This window comes from Microbulbifer sp. CNSA002 (assembly GCF_047324085.1).
Lineage (GTDB): Bacteria > Pseudomonadota > Gammaproteobacteria > Pseudomonadales > Cellvibrionaceae > Microbulbifer.
This window is the reverse complement of the sequence record NZ_CP172449.1, coordinates 1607590-1619319: the sequence shown is the minus strand read 5'-3', so window position 1 is coordinate 1619319 and position 11730 is coordinate 1607590. Positions and strand designations below refer to the sequence as shown.

The 11730-nt window shown below is 47.1% G+C and carries 8 protein-coding genes; 5 read left to right on the top strand and 3 right to left on the bottom strand.

The features are described 5' to 3' along the window. Window positions 1-50 precede the first annotated feature (50 nt). Window positions 51-1265 carry a hypothetical protein gene (locus tag ACG1BZ_RS07240; RefSeq protein WP_413665024.1) on the bottom strand — a complete coding sequence of 405 codons (1215 nt, stop codon included), beginning with the start codon at window positions 1263-1265 and terminating at the stop codon, window positions 51-53. A 158-nt stretch (window positions 1266-1423) separates the two neighbouring features. Then, window positions 1424-3025, bottom strand: coding sequence for a sodium:solute symporter (locus tag ACG1BZ_RS07235; protein WP_413665023.1), 1602 nt, complete (start codon window positions 3023-3025; stop codon window positions 1424-1426). A 246-nt stretch (window positions 3026-3271) separates the two neighbouring features. On the opposite strand from ACG1BZ_RS07235, the gene ACG1BZ_RS07230 reads away from it, so the two are divergent. From ACG1BZ_RS07230 to ACG1BZ_RS07210, 5 genes are all read left to right on the top strand, one after another. Then, a complete protein-coding gene (locus tag ACG1BZ_RS07230; RefSeq protein ID WP_413665022.1) occupies window positions 3272-4492 on the top strand; it encodes an ROK family transcriptional regulator in 1221 nt (406 codons plus the stop codon). A gap of 114 nt (window positions 4493-4606) precedes the next feature. Further along, window positions 4607-5593, top strand: a complete 987-nt coding sequence (locus tag ACG1BZ_RS07225) for a hypothetical protein (protein WP_413665021.1) — start codon at window positions 4607-4609, stop codon at window positions 5591-5593. Between the two features lie 353 nt (window positions 5594-5946). Next, a complete protein-coding gene (locus ACG1BZ_RS07220; protein ID WP_413665020.1) occupies window positions 5947-8451 on the top strand; it encodes a TonB-dependent receptor in 2505 nt (834 codons plus the stop codon). Between the two features lie 198 nt (window positions 8452-8649). Continuing rightward, entirely contained in the window at window positions 8650-9582 is a 933-nt protein-coding gene (locus ACG1BZ_RS07215) for an ROK family protein (RefSeq protein WP_413665019.1), read from the top strand. A 245-nt stretch (window positions 9583-9827) separates the two neighbouring features. Continuing rightward, a complete protein-coding gene (locus tag ACG1BZ_RS07210) occupies window positions 9828-10727 on the top strand; it encodes an alpha/beta hydrolase (protein WP_413665018.1) in 900 nt (299 codons plus the stop codon). 286 nt (window positions 10728-11013) lie between these two features. On the opposite strand, the gene ACG1BZ_RS07205 is transcribed toward ACG1BZ_RS07210, so the two are convergent. Continuing rightward, the gene (locus ACG1BZ_RS07205; RefSeq protein WP_413665017.1) at window positions 11014-11628 is read right to left on the bottom strand and encodes a hypothetical protein; all 615 of its coding nucleotides are present in this window, start codon (window positions 11626-11628) and stop codon (window positions 11014-11016) included. Window positions 11629-11730 lie beyond the last annotated feature (102 nt).

Genomic DNA, 11730 nt, shown 5'->3' with positions numbered 1-11730 from the left:
ATTGACTGGCCCTTTATAATTTGGGCCAGTCAATTCTTATCAATATCAATCTAGAAAATATCCGGATCATCTATCAAACTTGCATTTTCCAACCCATAGTACTCGATCACCCAAGCATAACTCTGGTATATCTCATAACGAGTCGGATAGGCCCGCCCCACTTCATCCCAGCGTTTCCGTGCATTGGAATAGCTGGAACCTTTGATAACTCCTGACAACTCGAACTCATCACCATTATGGGGATTCATGATCGTTGTGGTATAGGGAACTTCAACCTCGCTATTTTCCACCATCATCCGCGCCATCATCAATCCATAGGCGGGTACATTAGATGGCATGGCATCTTTAACAGTTTCCTGGTTGCTTTTGGTCGATGTTTCCCCAACGGTCGTTGAAACACTAAAAGTCTCAGAAAAACTGAATGTAATGGAGCCACTATTTTCAACAGTGCCGGGAACACCGACCTTATAACCCTCAGTCAAGCTAACTCCAGCAGTAACCGCAATCCCCATAGTATTAGTCCAGCTATCTGTTTCACTCTTCCCGTCGGTATACCAGACTTCTGTACTGTCGTTTTGGGCAATACTGCCAGAGTTCTCAAGTAGTCTCTCACCAAAGAATGTCCTGGTGTTGTTGGGGGTTTCCACAATCTGATCCCAATGAATCTCTACTCCAGATTCCACCAATTCCAAACGATCCGCAACGCAAGGGTAAATACTCCAAACTTTACTATCACTCGCAGTACCAGCAAATCCAACTACTGACCGGGTTCCAATACTTAGATGATATTCCTCCCACTTATACCAGCCATTATTACCTCCAAAGGTAATATCACGGGTTGAGTTATCAGCCATGTCTTTCAAATAGACTCGAATCCTGGAAATATTGCCATCGCGCTTTTTATAGAAGCGCCAACCCTGAATATATTCTGTAGCACCAAGCAACTTTCGATACCCGGAGATAGTGGTTTTACCAACCTCCTCATCTCCTGCATATAAGTATTCGAGTTTTAACCCTTTGATTCTCTCATCACCGCTAAAACTTGTTATAGCGGTGATCTTGTCTCCAGGGATTCGGGTGGTGACATAGCTATCGCACATATCGAAATCGCTACCATTCCCACTCTTACCATACTGAAATATTGTATCGTACCTTAGGGTCCCACCATTATCTGATGTATTGAAGTACTGATCCAAAATATTTTCTGTTGCACTAATCTGCACAGAAGCCAATAAACCTAACATCGCTGTGACGAAATACTTCATAGTCAACACCTTCTTTATAAGATTATTCTTTTAAATGGATACAACTATCTGAGTACAACCTTTTGTCAACTTCGTCCGTGTCCAGCCCTCCTGTATTGCCTTTATTGTTTAAGTTTTCCATCCTGTGGGGTGAAAAATAGAAGTAATCTGACTTCGCACTACCAGAACGAGCCCACCACTAACGCAGTAGCGACAAGCAGTAACACAGATAGAACTCGATAGTTCTGCCATAGTGGTTGTGCTTTTAGGGATACGGTCTCAGTGTCAAAATCGCTTTTAGACCAAGTGAAAGATTTAGCTTCTTCGCTAATCTCAGCTGGATAGAGCAGGCTGGTAATCACCAATACCACTGAGCAGAAGACAAACAAAATTGGAGCAATATAGAGGAAATGTAAGTTTGTCCAGTCGAAGACTTCATTGACAAAAAAGAGGCCAACACCGCCCAAGGTACCTAATAGCAAAGTAGCTATAGCTCCCTTGGAGTTAGCCCCACGCCAAAAGAATCCGATCAGGAAAAGTGCCAGTACAGGGGGAACTGCATAGGAAAGCACCTTCTGCAGATACTGGAATAAGGAACCAAAACTCTCAATCTGTGGTGCCCAAAGTACGGCAAGTATCATAAAGATAAAGGTGACCAGCTGACCTACACGCATTAACTGGTGCTGGTTCAGGCCCGGAAAAAACTTCCGCACAAAGTCCATGGTCACCAGCGTGGAAGCCGAATTAAGCGTGGAATCAATTTGCGACATTAGTGCAGCAACAAAGCCGGCCAACACCAGCCCCAGGATACCGACAGGCAACAGCTCAAATAGCAGAGTGGGATAAACCATATCTGCGCGCTCTAGCTCGGGGAAAATAACAATCGCCATAGTGCCAGGCAGAACCATGATAAACAGCACGGGAAGTTTGAGCAGACCGGCAAACAAGGCTCCCCAGCGGCCGTGATTAACATCTTTTGCACTGAGTACCCTTTGCACCATAAATTGGTTAGTACACCAGAAATAAAAACCCAGCAAAGTGACTCCCGTAATTAGCCCCAACCAGGGCACGCTCGAATCACCAATGGGCCGTATCAGACTCAATTGTTCAGCCGAGACCTGGGATACAACATTTTCCCAACCTCCTGCGCGATCCAGGGCAAAAATACTGATCAGGATCGAACCAAATATCAGCAGCAGCGCCTGAATGGTATCGGTATAAATAACGGCCGCCAAACCTCCACAGATGGTGTAGATACCCGCGATCACCGCCAAAATTGAAATCGTGGTCCAAATTGGTAATTCAGGAAATATCAATTTCATTACCAGGCCCCCTGCATAGAGGCTACCTGCAGTATCAACCACAATATTCAGGAAAATAGTCAATCCCGAAAAATAAGTGCGCGCGGTGCTGTTAAAGCGACGCTCAAGCATTTCCGGCATCGTGTAAATGCGCGAGCGAAGAATTGTGGGCAGATAGAAAACGGCAAAGAAAACCAGGATAACCGCCGCCATCCACTCATAGTTAAAGACCGCTATGCCAGTGCTGTAAGCATCTCCGGCTAAGCCGATCAAAGTGGTACTCGATATATTGGAAGCGAACAGGGATAAGCCAATCAAGGGCCATACCATTTTCCTCCCAGCGAGGAAGTAATCCTCTGCAGTATCGTGGCGGCGACTTAGGAAGAGCCCAAGGGAGATGGTGAAAACGAAATAGACGACCAGAATGGTCGCATCGACTGGGTGGAGACCAAAATCGACCGGCATAACTTCCTCGTTCACTGCTAGCAGCGTATTTTTAGAATGATTTGCTTGAACTTGGCCAAAAATTAAATCACAGTGATTTAATTAAGTAAAGCCAAGCTTCAACAAACAAAAAAAGCTATATTAATCAATAGGTTATATAAACTCTGATCTTAGTGCCAACGAAGTCAATAGACTAAGCAAAGGCTTTAAAGTTACACTTTTAACAATAGAACCGGACAATCAGTGGCCGGATCAGATCACGTTTCATCTCAGGGGGCACGGATGGGTAAAGGTAGCAATTCCAGTGGTTTACGCCGTTATAACGAGCGAGTGGTGCTTACGACCCTGCGGAAGACTGGCGCAGCCTCCAAGTCCGACCTAGCGCGCCAAACTGACCTCACCGCTCAGGCGGTTACCCGGATTGTCGATGATTTGGAAAGCGCAGGGCTGGTAATGCGAGAGGGGCGGCGACTGGGCGGCAAAGGCCAACCCTCGATTATGTACGTTATTAACCCTACTGGTGCTTACTCTGTCGGTATCAAGGCGGGACGGCGCAATATCGAGCTGCTACTAATGGATTTTGGTGGCACAGTACTAAAGAAGATTTGCCACGAGTTTGAATTCCCGGAGCCCGAATTTTTATTGGCAAAAATTGAATCGGGCCTCCAGGCACTTACTGATACCCTACCCGCTAAAGACAGAGGGAAACTAGTGGGCGTTGGTATCGCTATGCCCTGGTTTATCGGCGCCTGGACTGAAGAGCTCAATATGAGCGAGGAACTAGCGGCCCAGTGGAAAGAAATTAATTTTTCTGAAGAAGTTGCTCAGCGCACACATCTGCCGGTCTTCTTCGAGAACGACTGTTCCGCTGCTGCTGTTGCCGAATTGCAGTTTGGCAATGGCCAGGACATATCCAATTTTCTCTACGTTTATATCGGGACCTTTATCGGTGGAGGCCTGGTATTAAATGGCAGCCTGGAAACCGGCGTCCATGGCAATGCGGGCAATCTGGTTTCCCTGCCAGTGCCCCCCTCAAAACTTAGCAGTACCCCTGAAAATCAAGGGGCATTTGAGCTACTCCTCAATCGCGCTTCACTATTTGGGCTGCGCAGACATTTACGAGAGTGCGGCATCGAAATTACCAGCACTTCCGAACTTGAAACGGTAATGGACCAGGCCCGCCCTCAGATCCAGGAGTGGCTGGACGACTGTGCAGATGCGCTGGTTTATGCATTTCTATCGGCAAACAGCGTACTGGACCTGGAGGCTATTATTGTCGATGCGCATTTACCCCGCTTTTTATTAGACGAACTGGTCGAAATGATTTCTCGCAGGATAAAGCAGGTGGCGCCTTCAGGCGTATTTGCGCCCAAAATTGTCAGTGGAAAAATTGGAGTCGATGCCATCGCCACAGGCGGTGCGATTCTGCCTTTTTACTCAATTTTTGCACCGGATAAAACAGTTCTATTAAAGGGCGGCATACCAGGAAGAATATCTACCTGATTGCGCCTTAATTGGAACCCCAGAAAAGCATAAAAATAACTCTGGGCTCCTTAAGAATAATCAAAGCAATAACTCACCGGAAAATTTCCAATCAGCACTAATGAGGTAAATATCATGGCATTTAATCTCGATAATAAATGGGTATGGGATTTTTGGTTCGCGCAGGACGGCGACCAGTACCATGTATTTTACCTTCAAGCCGATAAATCACTGGGCGATCCTGAGCTGCGCCACTGGAATGTATCTGTCGGTCATGCCGTTTCTACGGACCTCATTCATTGGACAACGCTCCAGGATGCATTAAAACCCTCACCTCGAACTGCAACCGCCAGTGAGGAAGCTGCAGACTCTTACACTACCTGGACCGGCTGTGTACACAGAGAAGGCGATACCTGGTATATGTTTTATACCGGTACTAAATATTCAGAGAAAGGTCTGGTTCAGCGGGTCTGCCTGGCAACTTCCAAAGACTTATTACACTGGGAAAAACACCCCAACAACCCCCTGGTGGAATTAGATCCCAATTTCTACGATGGCCTGAACCTTGAATATTGGCACGATGCATCCTGGCGTGACCCATGGATCGTTAAAGACCCCTCGCAGAATCTCTACCATATGTATCTCACTGCGCGCTGTAACCAGGGCAGCCCTGATGGGCGTGGCGCAGTTGGCTATGCCAGTTCAACGGACTTAATTCACTGGAAAGTGGGGCAACCGGTATTGGCTCCCGGTTGGTATGGCGAAATGGAAGTACCGCAAATTGAATATATCCATGGCCGCTACTACTTATTCTGCTCAGTATCGACAAAGTTCCACAGCACTGCCCATCGACAATCCATGCAGGGCACACCACTGACTGGCACAAAATATTTTATCGCCGATGATCTGAATGGCCCATACGAAGTGGTTGGAGATGGCTTTATCGGCGCAGACCAGCAGGGATCACTCTATTCCGGCCGGGTTATCCAGGGGCCGGACCAACAATGGTATCTGCTGGCTTTTAATAGGGACGATGCCGAGGGCAACTTTATCGGCGGTATCTGCGACCCCAAGCGCATCGAGTTTATGGACGATGGACAACTGGAATTGGCCAAAGACTAGCAGGCAGGAGTCGCAACCAAATCCTTAGGTAGATGCTCACCAGAAGCATCTACTGCCCCGTATCCCCTTCTCCCGCAACCAGTGCTACTTAGAAAGACAAGCAGCACTGTCACCAAAAGCAAAGACCGATACCGCGAAAATCACTACTTCCCCTTGGTTTACTTATCTATTTGCTGATTCCACTGCGTAAATTCCGCAAATTTTCGTGTTGCCTTTATTAAATCACAGTGATTTAATAAATGTGTTCGCGGGGAGAGGTCCCACCCATGCGGTAACAGGAAGAGAGTCTCGAGCCCGCAGAGAACGGGCCGTGAAAAATCTAATAACCATAAGAGATGATTGAGGAGAGCGCCGTGATTGCAGAGGGCTTCCAAGCAGGTTCAGAGACACAGAAACACTTTAAACCACACTCCATAGCCCTGGCAGTTGCCATGGCCTCCAGCGTAGCGGTACCGGCAACAGCTGAGGAAATGCCGGAAATTGAAGAGGTGATGGTTACCGCAACCGCCCGACCGGTTACCAAGATGGAATCCAGCGTATCCGTTAGTGCACTGGACACTGAGGAAATGGCGAAGTACGCCCCGCGCTCTACCGCAGAGCTGTTCCGCAGCTTACCCGGTATTCGGGCGGAATCCTCCGGTGGCGGCGGCAATGCAAATATCACCGTTAGGGGTATTCCCCTGGCAACTGGCGGCTCCAAATATATGCAAATCCAGGAAGACGGATTGCCTGTATTAGAATACGGCGATATTAATTTCGGTAACACTGACAACTTTGTTCGCACCGACTCCTCTCTCGCACGTATAGAAAGCGTACGCGGCGGCTCTGCCTCCACCTTTGCCAGTAATTCCCCTGGCGGTGTGATCAATATGATCAGCAATACCGGCGAAGAAGAAGGTGGTAATGTAGGACTTTCGTTTGGTGCGGACTACAATGAGTCCCGCCTGGACTTTGGCTATGGCCACCACTTGAATGACACTTTGCGATTCTATGTCGGCGGATTTTTAAGAGAGGGAGAAGGCATCCGCGAGACCGGCTTTGATGGGGATTCCGGCGGCCAACTCAAGGCCAACCTCACCAAAGAGTTTGATAACGGTTATGTCCGCCTCTATTACAAACATCTCGATGACCGGTTAACAACTTATCTTCCTGGCCCTGTAACCTATAAGGGCGATGGTGAATTCGGCACGGTTGCCAACTTCGATGCCAGCAGCCAAACCCTACATTCCGATAATTATCGATACATTTCCACTTTTGATGCCTACGGCAATCCGGTAACCCGCGACTTATCCGACGGTATCGAATCTCTGGTGGAAGCCTATGGCTTTGAAACCAAATTCGAATTTAATGATGGCTGGACTGTTACCGACAAATTCAGAATTTCTGATGTTAGCGGCAGCTTTATTTCCCCCTTTACCGATACTTTCGGCGATTACGGACCACAATCCACACAGGATATGGCTGATACCATTTGTGCAAATGCCGTAGGCAGTAGCGGAGAGGCCATAGACTGTAGCGCCGGCACAACGGTGACTTATGCCAATGGTGAAGAGGCCGAAGGCCTCGCCTATGTCGACCTGCTCTTTGATACAGAAATACACGATTTGGGTCTGATAGTTAACGACTTTAAAGTCGATAAATTAATTGGCGATAATATTGTTGTTTCCGGTGGGTTCTATTACTCCAACCAAAATATCAAAACCAGCTGGAATAGTTGGAATGCCCTAGTTCAAACTGTTGACGGCAGCAATTCTGAAAACCTCACCATAACTGCCAATGCCAACGGAGATGTACTGGTAGATGATGGGGTCTGGTCTGCAAGCTTTCTTTCCTGGGCCTGGGACCTGGAATATGAAACTTATGCACCCTATATGAATGTGGCGATCGACATCGGCGACTTTACCTTCGATGTCAGCGCCCGCCACGATATGGTCAACGCCAAAGGCTCCCTGGTTTCCAGCTGCTGCGGTGGTGATACAGACTACGATCTGAATGGCGATGGTATTATCAGCGATGTGGAAAGTGCTAGCGCTTCCGATGCCTTTGGATTCACCGGCGGCGTCATCACAATGGCCAATGGATCCACCCAGCTCGTTGACTACGATGCAGACAACACCTCTTTCTCTCTCGGTGGAAATTATATTCTCAACGACAGCATGGCTATTTTTGCCCGCTACAGCGAGGGTGGCCGAGCAATTGCCGATCGGCTCCTGCAAATTAGCGGCGCCCTCAACAGTGACGGAAGCCTAACCGACACCACCGATGGCTTCGACTCTGTGGACCAGCTGGAAATTGGATACAAACTCTCAACCGGCGATCTGGATTTCTTTGCAACTTACTTCAATACGGTCACTGAAGAGACCAACGCAGAAATCACTAGCGGCTTAACGTTTGTACGCGAGTATGAAGCCCAAGGAATCGAGCTGGAAGCAGCCTACAGTTATGGAGACTTTTCCGTAAATGGAAACCTCACCTGGACCGACGCCGAAATTTCAAAAGATGCCAACGACAGTTCTGTCGTAGGTAATACGCCGCGCCGCCAAGCTGATTTCATTTACACGATTACACCGCAATATAACTTTGGCGATGACTTTACATTTGGTGCAAGCCTCCAAGGGTCTACAGAATATTTTGTTTCTGACTCCAACCAGTTGAAACAGGAAGGTTATGTCCTGGTCAATCTGTTTGGTTCTTATTACCTGACAGAGGACCTTACCGTTTCCTTTAATGTAAACAACCTCACCGATGAATTTGTTGTTACCGAAGTTGAAGAGTCTTACGCAGAAGTTGGAGACATAGTACGCGGACGGGCTATCAGTGGCCGCTCCACAAGTGTCAGTTTCAATTACGCTTTTTGATCGTTGTTCTTCCCTACTCTAGTAAGTGGTTTGCAGTTCTGCCCATAGCTTTGCAAACCCCGAGCGTCTGGCCCCCACCGGCGCTCGGTTTTTTTCTTTCAGAAACAATATAACCAGCTATAAACTATCAGTAGTGTAATTTCAGCAACCATCAACTGATAATACGAATAACTTATGTAACCCGGGGAGCGGATTAGGATGGAAATGCAAGGCAATGCGGTAGATACCTTGCTCGGCGGAATTGAAGCCGGTGGTACCAAATTTAACTGTGTGGTAGCTGCTGGGATTAATGACATCCGTGAGCGAGCCAGCTTCCCAACCACCGATCCAGAACATACGCTATCCAAGGTCGCTCAGTTTTTTCACGAAAGCAGTCAGCGCCACGGCACTGTTTCTGCGCTGGGCATAGCCAGCTTTGGCCCGGTAAACCTGGACCCAGAATCCGCCTACTATGGCTATATCACCCAAACACCTAAAGCTGGCTGGTCCAATACCAATATGGCTGGCTACTTCAGCCAAGCCCTGTCGGTACCAGTTGCTTTCGATACAGATGTTAATGGCGCCGCCCTTGGAGAGCACCTCTGCGGCGCCGCTACAGATGTAAAGAACTTTGTCTACGTCACCATCGGTACCGGTATCGGCGCCGGCATTATGATCGACGGGCAGCTGATCAATGGATCTATGCACCCGGAAATTGGGCATATGCTGATGCCTAGAGAAAGCCAAAAGGATCCTTTTAAAGGCAACTGCCCATTTCATAACAACTGCCTTGAAGGGCTGGCCTCAGGCCCTGCGATAGAGGAGCGTTGGGGACTGCGTGGCCAACACCTGGAACAACACCATCCGGCCTGGGACCTGGAGGCGGAGTATCTGGCCACTATGTGTGTCAACCTTACCAGCTGCTACTCACCACAGCGGATCATACTGGGGGGTGGAGTGATGATACAGGCGCACCTATTCAACCGTGTAAGACAAAAATTCCTAGCCTTAGCCGGTGGTTACTTTCCCCAAGTCTCAGAAAGTAATATTGAACGGTATATCGTTGCACCAAAACTAGTGGGAAGATCCGGTGAAGTCGGCTCTCTGCGGATGGCCCAGCACCTATACAACACTAAAAACGTCATTGCCTGAACCAGGGAGGGGACATCCCCTTCCTGCCATCCTCTTTTCAGAGGACGTGGTTCCCACGCGCAATATCCCTATTTCTGTGATCACGACCACTTCTTGGGTAAAAACTTGCTATGCAGAGTGATTCCTGCGGCAGTAACCCCCTCCCCAGCTAGCGATTCCCTTTATCTATCTGTTAGGCTTCCATATAGATACCTCTAGTAAGCAGGGCGATAACAGGTAAGTTTCAGCGCCCCTCAGGGATAGCAATGAAAATAATTAGATTATTAGTGATAGGTATTCTTAGTGCCTGTTGCCAGCTGGCAGTGGCCGGCAGTGCCGAACCCACAACTTTCACCCGCCCGGGGATACTGTCCTACAACTTTTACTCTGATTTACTAGAGCGTGAGTACGTTATTGACATAATGCTGCCTCTCTCGTACACCCCGGAAAACACCGATCGCTATCCAGTCATTTATATGACCGATGGCTTTCTGCATTTCCCTATGACAGCCCCTAACCTTCTTCAGGAACAGGTTCCCGATGAGTTTGGCAATGTCAAAATGCCCCCTGTAATTCTGGTAGGTATCTCCCACGCTTTTGACAGCCCGAATTTCGCCCAGCGAGTAATGGATTTCACCCCCGTGCCTGGTGTGATCAAAGGTGCCGAACTAGGTGGCGGCGCCGATCACTTTCTTGAGTTTATCGAAGAGGAACTCAAACCCTTTATCAATAATAATTTTAAAGGTAACGAAGAAGACGAAACCCTAGTGGGCCATTCCCTGGGTGGGCTTCTGGCTCTCCATGCACTTTTTAACCACACCAATAGCTTTGACCGATATGTCATTGGAAGCCCCAGTATTTGGTGGGCCGATAAGCAAATTTTAGATAGTGAATTGGCCTATGCAGAACGCAATGCCGATTTAGGAAAAAGTGTGTATTTATTTATTGGTGGTGAGGAGACTTGCAGTGAAATCGACTCAGTTTGCGCAGTAAAAGACTTCTCTCAACTAGTAAAAAGACTTAAGTCCCGTAACTACAATAGCCTTACTCTAAGAAAACGTGTATTTGATAACGAGAATCACGGTAGTGTTGTTAATCCAGGTTATGACCGTGGGATAGAAAAGGTCTTTAAGGCTAGGGTACTACCTAGAAAATATTCTTTCTAGAACTTTTTATTAAATTCAGAAATAGCAACCACTTTAAAAGTAAAGTTTTTCTGGCATGTTCCCCTCCCTTCGCAGTTCTCGATCGCGCTCAAAATAAAAGATGAAAAAACTATAAATAGTATTCACCTGCATATTACCCACCTTAACATACGCAGAGGTCACATCCTATAATGATAATAAGCTTAACATTAATTTGACGGAACTGACCGGACTGGCAATTGGATTCAGTGTACCACTATAAATCAAGGGCTAGACAAATTGAAGGCATACCTTACTTTTATCAAAGTCAGGAAAAATAATCTAATACCTTACCAACAATTTCAAGATCTTGATAACCTTTAGGATCAATCTCTTTACGAAGCACCCTTTCTATATAGTCGGTGTCACCTAGCAAGCCACGGACAACACAATAGCAAATGCATCGATGGCCACGAGTCATCTCCGGTATACTTTGATATAGAGATTCCTTAGAGCTTAAAGCAAATTGTTTGTTAAGGTACTCCTGCCCAGTCTCAATAATGTTATCAAGCCCCCTCATCACCTCCTCTACCGCTTCTTCTTGCGAGCCAAAATCCTTAACATATACTCTAGGGTAATAATTCTTCTTTGAGCAGGATTCATCAATAAATGAAGAATCAATAGGATAAGTAAATGTTGGCACCTTACCCCGAGGTAATCCAGTTAATTCAGATACTATATCCTCTACCTCCCGAAGATAAATGCCAGCTTTTGGCTGTATTAAAACTGACGCCGGAGGACTAGAAAAAGTCCAGAAAGGTACAATAAGAAAGTCACAAAATTTAGCTGGTCGAGACTTATATCTCCTAGCTAAAAATTTCCAACCTGGGTAATCGGCCTCCAATACTTTAGCAGCCTTAAGTACTTCTGTTTTAAATGTCATATTTAGTCAAACGGAAAATCTAACAGTCTTACTTCATAAACTCATGCAGGGTTATCATCCCCTCCCAGGAATGTTTCATCAGCGTTAGCGCGACAAATCAGA